Source organism: Amycolatopsis sp. NPDC049253 (assembly GCF_040678995.1).
Taxonomy (GTDB): Bacteria; Actinomycetota; Actinomycetes; order Mycobacteriales; family Pseudonocardiaceae; genus Amycolatopsis.
The window spans coordinates 594,404-612,873 of record NZ_JBFAQX010000003.1 but is presented as its reverse complement, the minus strand read 5'-3'; the positions used below and the strand labels follow the sequence as shown (position 1 = coordinate 612,873).

At 71.5% G+C, this 18,470-nt stretch carries 15 protein-coding genes; 6 read left to right on the top strand and 9 right to left on the bottom strand.

What is annotated here, in order from left to right:
* Nucleotides 1-38: 38 nt before the first annotated feature.
* Both AB0K15_RS10410 and AB0K15_RS10405 read left to right on the top strand, forming a co-directional pair.
* The gene (locus tag AB0K15_RS10410; RefSeq protein ID WP_364047907.1) at nt 39-599 is read left to right on the top strand and encodes a helix-turn-helix domain-containing protein; all 561 of its coding nucleotides are present in this window, start codon (nt 39-41) and stop codon (nt 597-599) included.
* Entirely contained in the window at nt 596-1,210 is a 615-nt protein-coding gene (locus tag AB0K15_RS10405; RefSeq protein WP_364047905.1) for a class I SAM-dependent methyltransferase, read from the top strand. Before AB0K15_RS10410 ends, AB0K15_RS10405 begins: the two co-directional genes overlap by 4 nt.
* An 85-nt stretch (nt 1,211-1,295) precedes the next feature.
* Here the strand turns inward: AB0K15_RS10405 and AB0K15_RS10400 are convergent, their stop codons facing one another.
* From AB0K15_RS10400 to AB0K15_RS10390, 3 genes are read right to left on the bottom strand one after another with little or no spacing between them, the layout of a single operon-like run.
* The gene (locus AB0K15_RS10400) at nt 1,296-2,186 is read right to left on the bottom strand and encodes an ROK family protein (protein WP_364047903.1); all 891 of its coding nucleotides are present in this window, start codon (nt 2,184-2,186) and stop codon (nt 1,296-1,298) included.
* On the bottom strand, nt 2,183-5,098 hold the full coding sequence (locus AB0K15_RS10395) for a glycoside hydrolase family 2 TIM barrel-domain containing protein (protein ID WP_364047901.1): 2,916 nt from the start codon (nt 5,096-5,098) through the stop codon (nt 2,183-2,185). The genes AB0K15_RS10400 and AB0K15_RS10395 overlap by 4 nt, the downstream gene beginning before the upstream one ends.
* Nucleotides 5,095-6,549, bottom strand: a complete 1,455-nt coding sequence (locus AB0K15_RS10390) for an APC family permease (protein ID WP_364047899.1) — start codon at nt 6,547-6,549, stop codon at nt 5,095-5,097. The genes AB0K15_RS10395 and AB0K15_RS10390 overlap by 4 nt, the downstream gene beginning before the upstream one ends.
* A gap of 105 nt (nt 6,550-6,654) precedes the next feature.
* Here AB0K15_RS10390 and AB0K15_RS10385 point away from each other — a divergent pair, with 105 nt between their 5' ends.
* Nucleotides 6,655-7,857, top strand: a complete 1,203-nt coding sequence (locus AB0K15_RS10385) for an ROK family protein (protein WP_364047897.1) — start codon at nt 6,655-6,657, stop codon at nt 7,855-7,857.
* A gap of 3 nt (nt 7,858-7,860) precedes the next feature.
* Here the strand turns inward: AB0K15_RS10385 and AB0K15_RS10380 are convergent, their stop codons facing one another.
* Entirely contained in the window at nt 7,861-8,487 is a 627-nt protein-coding gene (locus AB0K15_RS10380; RefSeq protein WP_364047895.1) for a TetR/AcrR family transcriptional regulator, read from the bottom strand.
* 201 nt (nt 8,488-8,688) lie between these two features.
* Here AB0K15_RS10380 and AB0K15_RS10375 point away from each other — a divergent pair, with 201 nt between their 5' ends.
* On the top strand, nt 8,689-9,777 hold the full coding sequence (locus tag AB0K15_RS10375) for a DnaJ domain-containing protein (RefSeq protein ID WP_364047893.1): 1,089 nt from the start codon (nt 8,689-8,691) through the stop codon (nt 9,775-9,777).
* A 210-nt stretch (nt 9,778-9,987) separates the two neighbouring features.
* Entirely contained in the window at nt 9,988-10,593 is a 606-nt protein-coding gene (locus AB0K15_RS10370; protein WP_364047891.1) for a LysE family transporter, read from the top strand.
* Nucleotides 10,594-10,639: 46 nt separating this feature from the next.
* On the opposite strand, the gene AB0K15_RS10365 is transcribed toward AB0K15_RS10370, so the two are convergent.
* Nucleotides 10,640-13,096 (bottom strand): M14 family zinc carboxypeptidase, encoded by a 2,457-nt coding sequence (locus AB0K15_RS10365; protein WP_364048012.1) that lies wholly within the window; start codon nt 13,094-13,096, stop codon nt 10,640-10,642.
* Between the two features lie 204 nt (nt 13,097-13,300).
* Between AB0K15_RS10365 and AB0K15_RS10360 the strand changes: the two genes are divergently transcribed.
* Nucleotides 13,301-13,966: a DUF998 domain-containing protein gene (locus tag AB0K15_RS10360; RefSeq protein ID WP_364047889.1), complete on the top strand. Its 666-nt coding sequence runs from the start codon at nt 13,301-13,303 to the stop codon at nt 13,964-13,966.
* Nucleotides 13,967-13,981: 15 nt separating this feature from the next.
* Here the strand turns inward: AB0K15_RS10360 and AB0K15_RS10355 are convergent, their stop codons facing one another.
* The 4 genes from AB0K15_RS10355 to AB0K15_RS10340 all read right to left on the bottom strand — a co-directional run bounded on the left by AB0K15_RS10355 (nt 13,982) and on the right by AB0K15_RS10340 (nt 18,466).
* Nucleotides 13,982-14,374, bottom strand: coding sequence for a hypothetical protein (locus AB0K15_RS10355; protein WP_364048010.1), 393 nt, complete (start codon nt 14,372-14,374; stop codon nt 13,982-13,984).
* Nucleotides 14,375-14,503: 129 nt separating this feature from the next.
* A complete protein-coding gene (locus AB0K15_RS10350) occupies nt 14,504-16,435 on the bottom strand; it encodes an AMP-binding protein (RefSeq protein WP_364047887.1) in 1,932 nt (643 codons plus the stop codon).
* Nucleotides 16,436-16,473: 38 nt separating this feature from the next.
* Nucleotides 16,474-17,691 (bottom strand): acyl-CoA dehydrogenase family protein, encoded by a 1,218-nt coding sequence (locus tag AB0K15_RS10345; protein WP_364047885.1) that lies wholly within the window; start codon nt 17,689-17,691, stop codon nt 16,474-16,476.
* Between the two features lie 136 nt (nt 17,692-17,827).
* The gene (locus AB0K15_RS10340) at nt 17,828-18,466 is read right to left on the bottom strand and encodes a TetR/AcrR family transcriptional regulator (RefSeq protein ID WP_364047883.1); all 639 of its coding nucleotides are present in this window, start codon (nt 18,464-18,466) and stop codon (nt 17,828-17,830) included.
* Between the last annotated feature and the right edge of the window lie 4 nt (nt 18,467-18,470).

Here is an 18,470-nt window from a genome sequence, read left to right as displayed (position 1 = left end):
TGTTTACACCAGGATGTACAGAGGGCTATAAACACTTCGTGGACACCGGCCGCAAGCTCCTGCCCCGCGCCGAACGCCGCGCGCAGATCCTCGCCGCGGCGCGGACGGCGTTCGCCCGCGACGGCTACGCGGCCACCACGATCGAGCTGGTCGCCCGCGAGTCCGGCGTGACGGCGACGATCATCTACCGCCACTTCGCCGGCAAGCCCGACCTGTACCGCGCCGTCCTCGACGACGTCCGCGACCGCCTGCGAGCGGCCACGTCGGGCGGCACCGACCTGGTGCGCGCGGCGGTCGCCGCCGCGGCCGCCGATCCGGACGGCTTCCGGCTGCTGTTCCGCCACGTCGCGCGTGAGCCGGAGTTCGCATCGTGGGCGGCCGACTTCCGCTCGCGCAGCTCCCTGGTGGCCGAATCGGCGCTGCCGGGGGAGATCCCCGATCCCGCACGCCGCGCTTGGGCCGCGACCCTGCTGACCACCCTCTCGGTGGAAACGATCCTCACCTGGCTCGACGCGGACCGCCCTGCCTCCGAGGAAACGGTCGCCACCGCCATCGACGCCGCCTCCGCCGCCCTCATCACCGCGATCGGCGCGCCATGACCTACCACGACGTCGGCCGCTTCGACGCCCGCGCCGACACCTACGACAACCCGGCCCTGCAAGGCTTCTTCGGCGCCGTGCACCGCGCCACGCTGGAGTTCGCCACCGCCGGCGCGCCCCCGCGCACGATCCTCGACGTGGGCGCCGGCACCGGCGAACTGCTCGCCCTGGTCCACGCCCGCTTTCCGGCCGCGGTGCTGTCCGGTGTGGACCCCGCGGCCCGCATGCTCGCGCGGGCGCGCGAAAAGCCTTTCCCGGCAACGCTTTCCGTCGGCTCCGTGGAATCCCTCCCCTGCCCTTCGGGGACCTTCGACCTGGTCCTGTCCACGATGTCGTTCCACCACTGGGCCGACCCCGCCCGAGGCCTCGCGGAAATCCACCGTGTCCTCACGCCCGGCGGCACCGCGGTCGTGGCCGAGCACTTCACCCGCGGCTGGCTCCGCGTTGCCTCTCGCCTCCTGCCGCGCCGCAACCGCACGGAACACATCGCGGAAGTCATCGCACTGGCCCACGACGCCGGTCTCGACTTCACCGCCCAAGCCACGGTGTTCCGCCTGGCCGGGCTGCCTTTTGTCACCGCCCTGCGCCTGCGCAAACCCGGAAACGCCTGAGGGGCGGCACCGAAACGGCACCGCCCCTCAGCACGTGGGTGCCCGAAGCTGTGCCGAGTCGGGGCACCGGCACACCTTCGGGCGGCTATCCCCCGGTACCCAGCCGCATGGCCAGTGCCACCGCACCGAGCAACGACGCGTCCTGGTCGAACCGCGCCGCCACCAGTTCCGGCGGGAACGGCACCGCCCCCGCCAGCCGGTCGCGCAACGCCGGCAGCAGCACATCGGCCGACCGCACCAGCCCACCACCCACGGCGATCCGGGCGGGATCGAACGCGATGGCCAGATTGGCGACGTGCATGGACAACTCGTCCAGCGCCGACGTGACCAGTTCCTTCGCCTGCGTGTTCTCCCGAGCCAGCGCGAACAACTCGGCCGCCGTCACCGGGCGGCCCAGCAGCTCCGCGGCCCGGCGGCCCAGCCCGCGTCCGCCGACGGCTTCCTCCAGCGGCGCCGAGCCGCTGGCGAAGCCGTCGGTGTCCTGGGGCGCGAGCAGGTTGTAGCCGATCTCGCCCGCGGCCCCGTTGGCGCCGGTGAGCAGTTTGCCGCCGACGAGGACCGCGGCGGCGATGCCGGTGCCGAGGGACAGGAAGACCGCCGGGTCGGCGCCCGCGAGGGTGCCGAACTCCCACTCCGCCAGGGCGGCCGCCTTGGCGTCCGTGCCGGTGGCGATCGGCACGCCACCGAACTCGGCCGCCACGAGCGAGCGCAGGTGCAGCTGTTCCCACCCGGGCACGTTGGGCGCGAGCAGGATCCGGTCCTCCAGGACGATCCCGGGGCTGACGACACCGACCGAGTCGACGCGCGCGCCCTCGTCCGCCGCCAGGGCCTTGGCCCCGGCGAGCGCGCGCGTCACCACCTGCTCGGCCCCCGCCTCGGCGTCGGTGTCCAGCCGGCGCGTGGCCAGCAGGGTTCCGGCGTCGTCGGCGAGCCCCAGCGCCACTTTCGTGCCGCCGAAGTCGATACCCAGGATCACTCGCGAGTCCCCTCGATCGCCGGCGGGCGGACGGCCTGGCCACCGTGGTGGCCGTTGCCGCGGGCGGCGGGCACGACCACGTTGCCGGTGTTGAACCCCTCGACGCTGATCACAGCCGGAGCACCGTGCAGGTCGGCGGCCTTGTAGGTCACCGTCAGCGTCTGCGACTCGCCGGGCCACAGCGTGATGTCGTTGTCGTTCCACGTCGCCGCGGCGAGCTGGTTGTCGCTGGACGCCACGCCACCGGAAGCGGTGCCCCGGCGGACGTCGGCGCGCAGGAAGAACCCGACGGACGGCGTCTTCGACGTGTTGGTCACCGTCACCGTCGTCGCCGTGTCGGCCCCGTCCGGACCCGCCACGTGCTTCGTCGAGCTCTCGACGCCGATCTGCGCCTTCGGCAGGTCGCGCAGCGCGGACATGTCGCTGTACTGGCTGAGCGTGGCCTGCGGCTCGCCCAGGGTCTTGTTCCAGTCGACGACGTCCTTCTGCGTGGAGAGCCAGTAGACGTTGCGGTCCACGACCTTCCCGCCCTGGGTCACCTGCAGCTCCACGAAGTACACCTGCGCCTTGGCCGGCGGCTTCGTCTCGGCCGGCACCTTCGGCTTGAGCAGACCGGTGACGACGCCCTGCGAGTTCAGCGACACGTTCTTCGCCGTCTGGTCGTCGAGCACCTTGCCCGCGGTGTCGTAGACCTTGGCCCGCACCGAAACGCCGGCCTGCGTGCTGCCGCCGAGGTTGGCCACGGTCACGGAGCCATTGTCGTAGCCGTAGATCGCGTGCAGCGGCTCGTTGGCCTTCTTGGCGCCGAAGAACGCGCCCGGCTGGTCACCGTCGTCGTTGTAGAGCGACCACAGCAGCGTCGGCCAGCCCTTGTTCAGCTGCCAGTACACGACACCGGTCGACGGGTTGTCCTTGTCCGTCGAGTGCGCGATGAAGGACTCGAACTGCGAACGGGTGTTCTCGTAGTTCGCGACCTGCGCCGACTCCACATAGGACTCCAGCGAGTCCCACTTGCCGTAGCGCTGGGTGATGGAGTTGTCCAATGTGTACAGCGTGCCGAAGGCGTAACCGCCGTGGTCGGGCTCGAAGTTGGCGTGGTACTGGTTGTACGCCGGGTCCTGCCACAGCTTCGCCTGCTCCTCGGGCGACAGGAACCGCTTGATCGAGTCCAACGTGGGCACGGTGTGCCCCGCGCTCTGCTCGCTCGCGAAGCCCCACGAGCCACCGGCGTTGGTGCGGCTGGAGTCACCAGAGTCGAAGTGCGACGTGTCGTACCAGTAGGCCGGCGGGACCCAGTCGTACGGGCCCTCCTTCTCACCGGACACGCCGAGTGTCGGGGTGCTCTTGTACTCCGCCGAAGCGATCACCGGCACCTGGAAATCGGCTTCCTTGAACGCGTTCAGCGTCTCGGACTCCTGCCGCGCGACGGGTTCGTTGTCGCTCCAGCCGTAGTTGAACACGCTGGGGTGGTTGCGCTCGCGCTGCGCGATCGAGTACGCGGAGTCGTGCATGATCCGGTAGTCGCGGTCGGTGAGTTTCGAGGCGTCCTCGGGCTGCCAGGCGTCGCAGCACAGGAAGCCGCCGATCACCAGCAGGCCCGCGCGGTCGGCCTGGTCGTAGAAGTCCTGCGGCATGTCGTGGCCCTCGAGCCGCACGCCGGACAGGCCCATGTTCTTGATGAGCGCGATCTGGTGCGCGGTGTCGGCCTTGTCGTAACGCAGGAACAGGTCCGGCGCGAACCCGCCGCCGCGGAACACGAAGTCCTTGCCGTTCACGGCGAACAGCCGCGAGCCCTGCGGCAGCGGCGCCGACTTGCCGACGAGCTTCGAGGTCACCGTACGGATGCCGAAGGTGTCCGAAGACGACGTCGACACGACGCCGCCCTGCGCCACCGAGGTGTCCAAGGTGTACAGCGGCTGCGCACCCATCGAGTACGGCCACCACACCTGCGGCTTGCGGATCTTCAGCGCCGCGAACTTCGCCGGCGTGAACGTCACCGTCTGCTTGGCGTGCGCCGGTACCGTCACGCTCTGCTTGACCACGATCGGCGCGCCCGAGGGCGGGTTCACCGTGGCCGTGACGTCACCGGTCTGCGCCGAGTCGGCGTTGTTGGTGACGTCGACCTTCACCGTCAGCGAGGAGGTGGACAGGTCGGCGGCGTTGTCCTGCACCACGTGGGCGTTGTCGCCGGTGAGCGCGTCGGACAGCTGCAGCGTGGGCGGGTACTGGATGCCGGTGTTGTTGTCCGGCGGGATCTGGCCCCAGTCGACCTGGTCGAGCGTGTACATCGTGAGCGGGTTGTTCGGGTAGACCTTGATCGCCAGGGTGTTCTTGCCCGGCTTCAGCAGCTTGGTCACGTCGAAGGTGTGGCCGGCGAACGCGCCGCTCACCACGTCCTTGCCCGCCACCAGCGTGCCGTTGACCCACACGTCGCCCTCGCCGACGATGCCGGGGATGGTGAGCTTGCCGTTCTTGCCCTTGGCGAAGCCGGGGTCGAAGTCCGTGCGGTACCACCACGGGTCGGAGAACGGCTTCGTGGTCACGGGGCCGAGCTTGTCGACGTACCCGAAGCACTTGCGCATGTTGTCGGAGTAGAAGACGTCGGGGCACTTGCCGTTCTGCACCAACGCGTTGATCTCGGTGCCCGGCGCGCCCGCGTCGTCGGCCTTGACCGGCAGCCAGCCCTTCGTGGAGTACCCGGGCTGCGAGACGCGGTCACCGCCGTCCTTCACGCTCGCGGTGGTGAGCACCTGCCAGCCCGAGGTGCCGATCGTGGACAGCCCCTGCTCGTGCGGAGCGTGGTGCTGGGGCGACGCGGCGGGCGCCTGGGCCGACGCCGTCGCGCTCACCACCCCGGGGACCAGGATCAGCGCGGCGGCCGCCGCGATCCCGGCGACGAGCGGTTTCCTCATGCCTCAAGCCCCTCTTCGGTCGGCTGCTGCTGCGCGAGGACGAACTCCTCGCGGATCTCCTTCGGCCCGAACGGCCACGTCTTCTCCGCCGCCGCGTAGATTCCGAACGCGATGACGCCGAGCACGATCCACGCCACGGAAAGGATGATCGAGAGCGTCGTGGCGGAGATGTAGATGTACACCCAGCCGGCGAGCGCGATGATCGTCGGGATCGGGTAGAGGAACTGGCGGTACGGCCGCTTCAGCGTGGGCTGGCGGCGGCGCAGCACCCAGATCGCGGCGACCTGCGCGAGCGACTGGATGATCACGAGCACCGTCACGGCCGCGTTGATCACGTCGGTCAGCGTGAACAGCGAGCCGATCGCGGTGATCACGCCCATCGTCAGCACGCCGGCGGTGGGCAGGTTCAGCTTCGGGTGCAGCTTGCCGAACACCGGCAGGAACACCTTGTCGCGCGCGGCTTCGAACGGCACGCGCGAGCCGCCGAGCAGGCCGGCGAACACCGAGCCGATGGCCGCGATGACGATGAAGACGGTGATCACCTTCGCGGTGACCGTGCCCCACGCCTGCTCCAGCACGGTGGAGGCGACCGACGTCGCGTTCTTGAGCTCGTCGAGCGGGATCGAGCCGAGCACGCCGACCTGCAGCAGGAAGTAAAGCCCCATGATGCCGAGGATCGAGAAGATGATCGACCGCGGGATCGTGCGGCCCGGGTTGCGGACCTCACCGCCGAGGTAGGCGCTGGTGTTGTAGCCGAGGTAGTCGTAGATCGCGATCACGAGGCCGGCGCCGAGGCCGCCCCAGAACGCGCCGCCCGAGCCGAACGCGCCGGGCGTGAAGGCGAACGCCTGGCCGCCGCTGAAGTGCGAGAAGGCCGCGACGATCACGGTCAGCACGGCGAACAGCATGATCACGAACAGCGCGGTGGTGAGCTTGCTGATCTGGCCGATGCGCCGGAACAGCGCCAGCACGATCACGGCGATGATGACAATGCCGATGATCTTGCCGAGCGGCGTCACGCCGCCGTCGCCGACCACGCCTGGGACGAGGTACCCGAGGTACTGGACGAGGCCGATGATGCCCGTGGACATGATCAGCGGGATGAACAGCACGGCGCTCCAGGCGAACAGGAACGGCATCAGCCGCCCGGTGCGGTACTGGAAGGCTTCGCGGAGGTAGATGTAGGTGCCGCCGGCGCCGGGCAGCGCCGCGCCGAGCTCGGCCCAGACGAGGCCGTCGGCCAGCGCGATGATGGCGCCGACGATCCAGCCGAACATCGCCTGCGGGCCGCCCATCGTGGCGACCATCGCCGGGATGGTCACGAACGGGCCGATCCCGCACATCTGCGTCATGTTGATCGCGGTCGCCTGCAGCGGCCCGATCTTGCGTTCGAGACCGGTCCGTGGAAGATCCGCCGTCCCGGAACCCCCCGAACGGGTGGGTGAGCTCACGTCGTGCCTCCATCCAATAGTTAGTAAAGCTTCTTAACATAAGATTTGCGGGGTCGGAAGGGCCGCGTTCGTAAAGTTGTGGAAACGGCGAGGGGTGGCGGGAGCATGGCAGGGCCGCAGGTGGGCACACCGGCGAACATGCGCGAGCTGAACCAGCGGCTGGTGCTGGACCGGTTGCGCACGGGCGGTGCGGCCACGCGGCCCGGGATCGCCGCGGACACGGGGCTTTCCAAGCCGACGGTGGGCCAGGCGCTGCTCGATCTGGAGCAGTGCGGATTGGTCCGGGCCACCGGTCACAGCCCGTCGGGGCCGGGGCGCGCCGCCGTCGTCTACCGCGTGGCGCCCGAGGCCGGGCACGTGGTGGGCGTGGACATCGGCCGGCGTTCGATCCGCATAGGCGTCGCCAATCTGGACGGGAGCATCGTGGCGCGGCTCGACGAGCCGAACCGCTGCCGTTCGGGCAGCGCGCTCGTCCGGACGGTCGGCGACGCGGTGGGCAGCGCGGTCGCGTCGGCCGGGCTGGAGCCGGCCGACGTGGTGGCCACGGTGGTCGGCACGCCGGGCATTCCGGACGCGCGCACCGGAACCGTGCACCGGGCGCCGAACCTGCCGGGCTGGGAGCGCAAGGGGCTGCTCCACTCGCTGACCGAACGCCTGTGCGCGCACGGTTCGGACCTCGAGGTGGAGAACGACGCGAACCTGTGCGCGGTCGGCGAGCACGCGCTGGGGGCGGCGCTGGGCATGGACGTGCTGGTGTGCCTCACGGTGGGCACCGGCATCGGGATGGGTGTGCTGGTCGGCGGGAAGCTGTTCCGGGGCGCGCACGGCGCGGCGGGCGAGATCGCGGACCTGCCCGCGGGCGCCCGTCCAGCCGGAGCGCGCGCTCATCGGCCCGGGCCGATGGAGGACGTCGCCTCGGCGCACGCGATCGTCACGCGGGCCCGGGCGCTGGGCTCGACCGCTCGAAGCGCCCGGGAGGTCTTCGTGTCGGCCGCGGACGGGGATCCGGTGGCGCTGCGCGTGGTCGAGGAGGAGGCCGCGCACCTGGCGCACGTGGTCGCCGCGGTGACGGCCGTGCTCGACCCCGGGCTCATCGTGCTGGGCGGTGGCATCGGGAGCAACGCGGCGCTGCTCGCCGGGCCGATGCGTCGCGCGCTGACCGCGACGACGCCGTTCGCCCCGGAGATCGTCGCCGGGCAGCTGGGGTCGGAGGCCGTGCTGGCGGGCGCGGTGACGACGGCGCTGGGCACGGCGCGGGAACTGGTGTTCGAACGCCGCGAGCCACGGCGGACGGCCGCGCAAGCCTGAGCGTCACTTCGCGGCGGCTTCGACGATCGTCAGCAGGTCTTCGAGGTCTTCGGCGAACTCGGCGTCGCAGTCGACGTGGTGCGGCAGCGGGCCGAGCCGGTGGTGGGCGGGCAGGTCGGCGGGGCCGAGCTCGACGCGGCGCGAGCGGGCGAGGCGGGTGCTCGCGGCGAAGCGGCCTTCGACCTCCGAGAGGACGTAGCCGAGGACGAACGTGGACAGCAGGCGTTCCAGGCGCGGGACCTCGGCTTCGGGCACGCCCGCGTCCAGCAGGGCTCGGTACACGCGTTCGGCCGGGAGGAGGGACCGCTCGCTGGCCACCGGACGGGTGAACAGGAGGCCGGCCACAGCGGGGTGCTCGCGCGCGACCGCCCGCGCTCCCCCGGCCAGTTCACGCAATCGGGTGAAGGGGTCGAGGTCTGACGCGGGCGCCGGAAGCAAGGTGAGCAGGTGTGCGGCGATGCCGTCGAGGAGGTCGTCCTTGCTCCGGAAGTAGCCGTACAGCGCCATGGGCGTGAGGCCGAGCCGGGCGGCGACGCAGCGCATCGACAGCGCGGGCAGGCCGCGTTCGGCCGCCAGCTCCAGTGCCGCGCCCACGATCTCGGACCGTCGGGCGGTCTTGAGTCTGCGCACCCCGCGGAGTCTGCACCGTAGACCCGCCGGAACCCGATCGGGCGACAGTGCGCAGCCAGCACGTGGTCCGCACTGTCCACTGTGGTCACTGCGGCCGGACGATGAACGGGGTTCACCCCGGCGTGCCGCGGAGGCGGTTGGCGATCGCGATCACCGACCCCATATCGTTGCGCGGCAGCCATTCGGAGGTGGAACGCGAACGTGCCCGAAGTCGACTACTACGCGGTGCTCGGCGTGGGGAAGACGGCGTCGCCCACGGAGGTCAAGGCTGCCTACCGCAGGCTGGCGAAGACGCTGCACCCCGACGCGGGCGGCACCGTCGGCACGTTCCAGCTGCTGCGCGAGGCCTATGACACGCTGAGTGAACCCCGCGCTCGCGCTGCGTACGACGCCGGCATCCCGACCGTGCACGCGCGCCCGCCGGCGAAGCCGAAACGCAGGCGGTTCAGCGAGGAACCCGGGTTCGTGCCCGAGCCGCTGGACCTGGAGCCGGACGAGCTCGAGTGGTGGGAGTTCGCGGCGCAGGACCCGCGCGTACGCCACGGACGGCGTCGCGGACCCGGGCACACGCCGGTGGTCACCGCCGTCGCCGGGATGGTGCTGGTGCTGGCGCCGCTGGTCCTGGGCGTGGACTTCACGCCGCCGGTGCTCATCGTGTGGCTGGTGCTCACGGCCGGCACGGCACTGCTGGTGCAGCGCCTGGCCCGCGGCTACCTCGCCGCGCGGCGCGCCCGCAGCGAGTTCGCCGCGGAGTTCGGGGGCGGCTCGGTGTTCGGCAGCCCCGGCGTGGAAGCCGACGAGCTCGCCGAACGCCTCACGGCCGACCTCCTCGAGCGCTACCTGACGAGGCTGCCCGCCGCCCGCATCTTCCACGGCCTCGCCTGGCCGGGCTCCGTCTTCGCCGACGTCGACCACGCCGTGCTGTGCGGCAAACGCCTCGTGCTCATCGAGTCGAAGCAATGGCTCCCCGGCCACTACGAAACCGACGACGAAGGCCGCCTGCTGCGCAACGGCCGTCCCTTCCGCGGCGGCGGCTCCCGCCTCGCCGAAAGCCTCGACTCCTACCGCGACCTGCTCCCCGGCATCGCCCTGCGCGGCGCCATGATCGTCTACCCGAGCCGCGCGGGCGCCATCACCACCGCCGACTACGCCGAGGGCACCCCACCCATGACGCCGGAACAGTTCCTGCACGAAATCGGCGGCTGGCTGTCGGCGGAACCGTCTACTGTGGACCACAACGCGCTGCGGACGGTGCGGGGGCAGGTTGTCGGGAGCGGTCGGGCCGCCTGACGGCGGCGCCGATTGTGAGCACCGATCGTCGGTGACGCGCCCGGCGCGGATTCCCAGCGCTGCACAGCGGAGTTCTCGCGGACCGCGCCCCTCAACTCGTCACCGCGAGGCCGCTCCGCGCTCGCCCTCGGGTGGGGGCGGCAGCCGGACTCGGCACGGGCCCTCCCCGGCCCCGAAACACCACTGTCCGGCACCGGGGAGGATGGCCAGGTGAACACCGCGGCCACCCTCGGCACCGTCCTGCTCGTCTACGCGCCCGCGGCGGTGACGCCGGGGCCGAACTTCGTGCTCATCGCGCACACCGCGGCGGCCGGGTCGCGCAGGGCCGCGGTGGCCGTGGCGGCCGGGGTGGTGGCAGCGGGCGGGCTGCTGGCGACGGTCGCCGTGTTCGGGCTGGGCGCACTGCTGGCGGCGACGCCGTGGTTGGCGACCGCGTTGCGGATCGCCTGCGGGCTGTACCTGGCGTGGCTGGGGATCAGGCTGTGGTGGAAAGCGCGGGCGCCCGACCGAGAACCGCTGCCGGAGCGCAAAAACGCGTTCGGGCAGGGGATGCTGAGCAACGTCACCAACCCCAAGGCCGCCGTGTTCTTCGGGAGCGTGCTGACGGCCACGCTGCCGCCGACGGAGCCCACGGCGACGAAGGTGGCGGCGATCGGGCTCATCGTCCTGGCGTCGGCGACCTGGCACCTGTCCGTGGCGCTGCTGTTCTCCTCCCCCGCCACGCAGCGGTGGTACGACCGGGCGCGGCCGGTGCTGAACCGGGTCGTCGGGGCGGTGCTCGTCGTACTGGGGATCGCGTTGGCGGTCACGGGGTGAAGGCCCGTGGAGGGCCCCGAAACGGAGCCCCCCACGGACCGGGACCTCAGCCGTGCGAGCGGTTCTTCGCCGCGCGCGCCGAGTTGGTGCAGATCTCGCCGACGTCGACGGTCTGGCCGCGGTCGAGGTACACGTCCGCGATGCCCGCCAGCTTGCCCTTCGCGTTGGTGCAGGTCAGCTGGTAGGCCTCCTTCGGTCCGTACGTCGGCGGCACCGGCGACGCGAACGACACGTCACCGGTCCAGTCGTCCACCTGCGCCGGGTCGGCCTGCGCGTAGTTCACCAGCACCGCGCGGTAGTCACCGGCGGGCGGGTCGAACAGCACGGCGTGCTCCGAGGTGGTGCCGCCGTTGGCGGACGACGTCACGGCGTTGCCCGCGGCGTCGTACACGTACAGGTCCCAGTCGGTGTCCGGGTTCGCCCAGTTGACGTCCACGCTGAACTTCCCGTTGTCCACCTTCGGCAACCCGTCGACGTGGAACGTGAAGCTCTCCGACGCCGGGTTGTCCGGGTACGACTCGTTGATCGGCGGCACGCCCGCCGGGTTCGTCACGGCGTACCCGGCCTGCGCCGGCCCCTGCGGGTCACGCCCGTAGCGGCCCGCGACGTACGGCCGCGTCGACGGGTTCACCGACCACGCGAAGCGGCCACCGGTCGAGGTGTAGGTGGAGTTGAGGTCGTCGGTCACGTACACGGGCGGCTTGGTGGAGCCGTCCGGCTGCAGCACGGGGGACGTCGGGGTCTGGAACGTCTTGTGCAGCTTGAGCTGGTAGCCCTTCGGCGCGGTGCCGATGAGCGTCGAGTGCGCGGCCGGGTCGGCGGTGTTGCGCAGCATCTCCAGCAGCGCACCGCTGTTGCCGCCCTTGCCGGCGCCGGTCGAGGGGGCCAGGCCCGCGTACTCGGCGACCACACCGACCTCGTACGGGGTGTGGAAGCCGGTGCCGCCGATCTCGATCGTGAAGCCCCAGCCGCCGGTGGCCCAGTACGACCAGTCCTCGGTGGTGCCGGTGGTGTCGTACAGCGCCCAGCTCGGTTCGCTCGTGTAGCCGTTGTGGGAGGCCAGCTTGTCGCCGAGCGCCCGGTACACGGGGTCCTCGAGCGGCGGCCGGACGTCGGCGACGCCCGGTGGGCGAAGCACGAGCGCCGCGTTGGTGTGGAAGGTGATCAGGTTCGTCACCTGACGCGACGACACGACCGAACGGATGTTGCGCGACTCCGGCTCGCTGAACGGCGCCGAACCGCGGAACGTCTCGCTGCTCCACGACAGGCCCGCTCCCCCGCCGCCCCAGAAGCCGGCGTAGTTGCGGTTCGGGTCGGTGCCGCGCTGCGCGCCGCCCGGGTTCGCCTTGCAGACGCCGGTGGCGAACTGCGGCGGGGAATCGGCGGCGTTGCAGTTCTTTCGTTTCATCTCATAGTCGAACCTCGTGAAATCCCCACGGGGTTCGGCTTCGCGGGAGATCGAGAACCCGTCGGGGTTCACGATCGGCACGATGATGTTGCGCGTCTTGCCGACGAGCCCGCGGATCGTCGTGTCATCGGCGTAGCCGTTGATCAGCTGGTACGCCCACTCCATCGTGGTCTCACCGGCCGGCCATTCGCGCGCGTGGTGCACACCCATGGTGAAGTCGACGGGCTTGCCGTCGGCGGTGTTCGCGACGTCCGTGGCGATCTCGAGCCCGACGACGTCACGGCCCTCCCACGTCGGTTCCGGCAGCGTGAACGCCTTGACCAGCTTGGGGTTCTTGCGCGCGAGCTCCTTCATCTCGTACTCGTAGTCGTACAGGTGGCGGTAGCTCGTACGCCCGGACGGCAGCACCGAGGAGGCCGTCTTCGCGGCGTACTCGCGGTCGGTCTTCGCGTCGCGGATCGACTTCGCCGACAGGTCCGGCTCGACGACGGTCGACTTCAGCCCGCTCGCCGCCAGCGTGCGGCGGTCGGCGTCGCCGGCGAGCACGACCTCGACACCGGTCGCGTCACCCTTTTCGGTGACATCGAGGCCGAGTCCGAGGAGCTTGTTCTTGTCGGCGCGCGAAGGCGTGTGCACGCGGACGAGTTCGGCGCGCTGGGCCGGCGCGGCGGATCCGGTCGGGGTGCCCTGCGGAGTCAGTGCGAGGAAGTCGACGCCGAGCTTCGCCTCCTTCGCGTTGCCCGCGTACCGGCAGCTCTGGATCACGAGCTGCTGGCCTTTCTTCACGAAGCTCTCGGCGAGCTCGTGGCTGCGCAAAGCCGCCGAGGCCGCGACGAGCGCCCCGGTGGCCTTGTCGAACACGGCGAGGTCCCAGTCGCCTTCGGCGCCGGCACCCGGCGTCAGGCGGGCCTGGACCAGGCCGTCGACCGTCGAGGCGACCTCGCGGCGGTCGGTGCCGGGCGCGCCGGCCGGCTGGAGCGCGGCGAAACACGACCGCACCACGGCGCGGTCGGCGTGCACCACGTTCTGCGCGGCCGTGGCCGACGTCGGCAGGGCGACGAACGTCCCCGCCAGGACGCCGGCCGTGGCCAGCAGAACCCATGGTCTGGATCTTCCGAGTGAGAGTCTGGATGAAAGAGGTGAATTCCCCACGTTCGCGGACCTCCCAGGGCCGAGCCGGGAGCAGGGACGCTCCGGCAGCGAACGACCATATCGACGCAAAACGCCCGGGGTAACCTTCGGAAGTACGGGATCATCCGCTCACAGCGGGCACATACCCGTCCTGGCTAATCTCGAAGGATGACCGCCCTCGCCGAGGACCGCCGCCCCGCTCTGCTGTCGATCGCCGGCATCGCCGCGTTCGCGATCGGCGCCGCGCTGGTCCTGCTCCTGCAGCTGGTACCGCCCACCGACGAGATCAGCGTGACCAGCCGCACCATCAGCGAGTACGGCCTGTCGGACAACAAGTGGGTGTTCGACCTCGCGGTGGTCCTGGTGGCCGTGGGCTCCGCCGTGACGCTCGCCGTGCTGCGGCTGCAACGGCGGCTGCCTGTCGTTTCGGCTGTGTTCGGTGCACTGTGGACGATCGGCTTGCTCGTGATCGTGGCGTTCCCGAAGACCAACTGGGCCACCGCCACCGGCGGCGCCGCGGGCGGCACGCTGCACCGGGTGGCGAGCGTGGTCGCGTTCGTCTGCCTGCCGCTGGCCATCCTGGTGGCCGCGCGCACGACGTTCCCCCATTCGCCGCGCCGCCGGTTCGCCGCGCGGCTGCTGGCCGTGCTGTCGCTGGGCTGGCTGGCGATCATCGTCGGCGCCGTGGCGGTCGCCGCGGTCAACGACGAACGCTGGTGGCTGCTCATCCCGCTCGGCCTGGTCGAACGCGGGATGGCGCTCACGGAGCTGGTCGCGCTGGCGGTGCTGGCGGCGCCGGTTCGCGCGAAGAAACCGGCCCCCGTTTCGAGCTGAGGGCCCGGCCGACGGTCAGAACTCGTCGCCCTGCCCGAGGTCGTGTTCGAGCTGGTCGGCGCGGGCCACCAGGGCGCGCAACGGCCGGTCCAGCTCGTCCTCGATGTCCAGCGACGCGAGCGGCACGGCGTGCTTGATCAGCGCCACGCCGTCGACCACGGCCGCGCCGCCGACGCCGGACTCGCCGACGAGCTCCAGCAGCCGGCGCAGGTCGACGCGATCGGCCCAGCCGACGGGCGAGGACAGCTCGGCCCACGCCACTCCGCCGTGGTCGGGCAGCAGGTGGACGGTCGCCTGCTGGCTGCGGCCGTCGTCGGTGGGCAGGCGGAAGCGCAGCCAGCCGTCGTGGTCCTCGAGCACCTCGTAACGCAGGCGCACGAAACTGATCACGTCGTTCCAGATCGTCACGGTCGACACCTCTCGCCCCTCGGCCACGGCGCCAGCTTATCGGTCAGCGGCGCCGCCCCGTCCGGCGCACGCTCCGGGCGAACCGGACGCGCCACCGGTACGGGCCGACGGCACCGAGGGGCGGGGAGGTCAGCGGACCGCGGACACCGCCGTCAGCACCGCGTCCAGGGCGCCGGGGTCCTCCATCGCGCTCGTGTCGCCGCGGGGAGCGCCCTCGACGAGGACGTCGCGCAGGAGGCGGCGCATGGTCTTGCCCGTGCGCGTCTTCGGCAGGGCCGTGACGGGATAGACCTTGGCCAGCCGCGCGTAGCCGCCGAGTTCCTCGCCGACGCGGCGGATCAGCTCGGCCGACACCGAGTCGGCGTCGGCACCGGCGAGGAGGGTGACGAAGGCGATCGGGACCGTGCCCTTCGTCGGGTCGGGCACGCCGACCACGGCGGCCTCGGCGACGCGCTCGTGCGCGGTCACGACACCTTCGATCTCCATCGTGGAGATGCGGTGGGCGGCGACGTTGATGACGTCGTCCGCGCGCCCGAGCACCCACAGGTGGCCGTCGGCGTCGAGGACGGCTTCGTCCTTGGTGTTGTACTTGCCGGGGTACTGGGTGAAGTACGCCGAGAGGTAGCGCTCGTGGTCGCCCCACACCGTGCGCGCCAGGGTGGGGAACGGCCGGGTGATCACGAGGTTTCCCTTGGTACCGGCGGGAACCGGCTCGCCGTCGTCGTCCACGATCTCGCAGTGGTGGCCGGGCAGCGGGCGGCCGGCGGAGCCCGCCTTCAGCGCGTCGACGCCGGTCACGGGGTAGGTCCAGGTGGAGCCGGTCTCGGTCTGGCCGTAAGCGTTGACGATGGGGACGTCGAGGTGCGCAGTGCCCCAGGTGAACGTCTCGGCGTCGAGCGGCTCGCCCTGCACGGTGATCAGCTTGAGGTGCGGCAGCGAGTGCGCGGCGCACAGGTCCTCGCCGAACGAGCGCAGCATCCGCAGCACGGTCGGCGCGGCCAGCACCTGCGTGACCTCGTGGCGTTCGCAGAACTCGTAGAAGCGTTCCTTCGTCGGGGTGTCGAGCGCGCCCTCGTAACACGCGATGGTGGTCCCGCACGCCAGCCCGCCGATCACGGCCTGGATCGGGAAGGTCAGCCAGCCGACGTCGGCGGCCACCCAGTAGACGTCGCCCTCTTCGAGGCCGGCCTGCCAGTAGGCGTTGGCCCACGTGCCGACCAGGAACCCGGCGACCGAGTGCACCACGCCCTTCGGCGTCGACTCCGTGCCGCTGGTGAAGATCAGGAACGCCGGGTCGTTCGCCTCCAGCGGCACGGCCGGCGTGCCTTCGGGGTGCCGGGCGACGAGGTCGGCGTAGGAGACCTCGCCCGCTTCGAGCGGCAGGTTGCGGCCGGTGCGGTCGAGCACCACGACGTGGCCGAGGTCGGGCAGGCCCGGCCGGGCCGTGCGCAGGGTCTCCAGCAGCGGCACGAGCTTGCCGCGCCGGTAGGACGCGTCGGCGACCACCACGGCCTTCGCGCCGGAGACCTTGAGCCGCGCGGCCACGGCGTCCTTGCCGAAGCCGGAGAACAGCACCGTGTAGATCGCGCCGATCCGGTTGCACGCGTGGATGGCCGTGAACGCCTCGACGAGGTTCGGCAGGTAGATCGCGACCACGTCGCCCTTGCCGATGCCCAGCTCCAGCAGCCCCGCCGCCAGCGCCGAGGTCTCCCGGGCGAGCTCGGCGTAGGTCACCGTGCGGGTGTCCCCCGGCTCGCCCTCCCACACCACGGCGGCGCGGTCGGCCGTCGTGGGGTCCTCGGCCCAGCGGTCGACGCAGTTGTCGGCGACGTTGAGCAGCCCGCCCGTGAAGTACCGGAACTCGGGCAGGTCACCGCTGCGCACCTCGTCCCACGGCCGCATCCACCGCTGCTTGCCCGCGGCCCACGCCCAGTACTCGTCCGGGTCGCGATCGTGCAGCGCCCGCGCGCCCGCGATCTCCTCGGCCCGGCTCGCCGAACGCCACCGGTCCGGAAGTTCCTGCAACGGAACGGAGATCAGCTGTTCCACACTGTCGGCCACGGCACACTCCCTTGTGTGTTCGATCGATCGGCACCTGCTCAGACGGCCAGCCCCAGTGAACGCGCGATCAGCATCCGCTGCACTTCGGACGTGCCCTCGCCGATGGTGAGGATGCGGGCGTCCTGGTGGTGGCGGGTCGCGGCCGTCTCTTCGATGAAGCCGTAGCCTCCCTGCAGCTGGGTCGCCAGGTAGGCGGCCTTGTTCGCGGCTTCCGACGCGACCAGCTTCGCCGTGGCGGCGGCCTCCCTGATCGACAGGCCGTGATCGTACTTCCAGGCGCCGTCGTACGTCAGGGTGCGAGCGGTGGCCGCCAGCGCGGCGATGTCCGCGGTCTGGAACGCCACGGCCTGGTGGTGGCTCAGCGGCTTGCCGAAGCTCGTGCGTTCGCCGACGAAACGCAGGGTGTCGGCCAGGCAGCCGCGGGCGAGCCCGGCGCTCATCGCCGCGATCGGCAGCCGCGCCCAGGTGAGGAACTCGAGCGCGTCGCGGTAGCCGCGGCCCGGTTCGGACAGCAGCGCGTCGCCCGGCACGCGGACGTCGTCGAAGAACAGCGGGTGCGTGTCGGAGGAGCGCCAGCCGAGCTTCGGGTAACCCTTGCCGACGGTGACGCCCGGCGCGTCGAGCGGGACGAGGAACGCCGAGACCGGCGGCCGGCCGCGCTCGTCGTCGCCGACCGCGGCGAGCAGGATCACGTAGCGCGAGAACGGGGTACCGGAGTTGGTGATGAACTGCTTCGCGCCGTTGATGATCCAGCCGTCGCCGTCCTGACGCGCGACGGTGCTGATGTTGCCGGCGTCCGACCCGCCCGACGGTTCGGTGAGACCGATCGAGATGAAGGTCTCGCCGGTGGCGGCCGCGGGCAGGATCTCGCGGCACAGCTCGGGCCGGTCCTGGGCCAAATGGGCCAGCAGTGCGGCGCAGATCGCCTGGACGTGCACAGTGACGGCGAGCGAAGAGTCCACTGTGGCCAGTTCCTCGATCGTGAGGCACAGCGTGCGCAGGTCCGCGCCGGCGCCGCCGAACTCGGCCGGCACCATCAGGCCGAAGACCCCGAGCCGGCCCGCCGCGCGGACCAGGTCCGCGTCGAACGTCGACTCGATGCTGCGCCGGGCGGCCTCGGGCGCCACCACCTCGGCGGTGAACTCCCGCACGGTGTCGCGCCACTGCAGGTGCTCGGGGGTGAAGGCCCAGGGCAGCTCGTACCCGTGGTCGGCGTGCTGGCCACCCCGCACGGAGTTCGTGGTGGTCGCGGTCATTCGGCATCACCTGTTCTCGGGGTTCCCCGCCTCGGGGGCGGCGGGAGCACGGGATCGTCGGGCCCGGCCGGGACTGGGCCATCCGGACCAACGGTAGGTGCGGCGCGGTCGCGCGGATACCCACGAGTGGGGGTGGTCAGCCGCCCGTGGCGAGGAACGGCGCGACGAGCAGTTCGGCCAGCTCGTCCGCCAGCTGCGCGGGGCCGACGGCGCCGGCCGGGTCGTACCAGTCGGGCAGGTAGGCCAGCGTGCCGTACGCGATCTCCAGGCACAGCCGCGCTTTCCGCGGGTCCGTGCCGAGCTCCCGCGCCGTCTCCTCGAACACCGTCGCGTGCTCGCGCCGCAGAGCCAGCACGGTCTCCTGCAGCGCGGGCACGCTCACGCGCGCCTTGAAGAACAGCGGCACGTACTCGGGGTAGTCGCGGACCTCGATCAGCACCTGTTCGCGGAACAGCCGCCGCAGCCGTTCCCGCGGCTCGGGTTCGGCCTCGACGATCGCCCGCAACCGGGCGGACACGTCGGCCGCCGACTGGCGCAGGCAGCGCAGGAAGAGCTCCTCCTTCGAGGAGACGTAGTAGTAGAGGCTGGCGCCGCGCAGGTCCAGCTCGGCCGCGATGAGGTCGAAGTTCGCGCCTTCGTAGCCGTGGCGGGCGAACACGCGCGCCGCGGCGCGTTCGAGCCGCGCCACCCGTTCGGCGCGCTTGCGTTCGGCCCGGGTCACCGGTGCGGCGGTCACCGGTGCCTCGTCGGACCCGCCGGCCGTCAGGCTCCCCACCGCG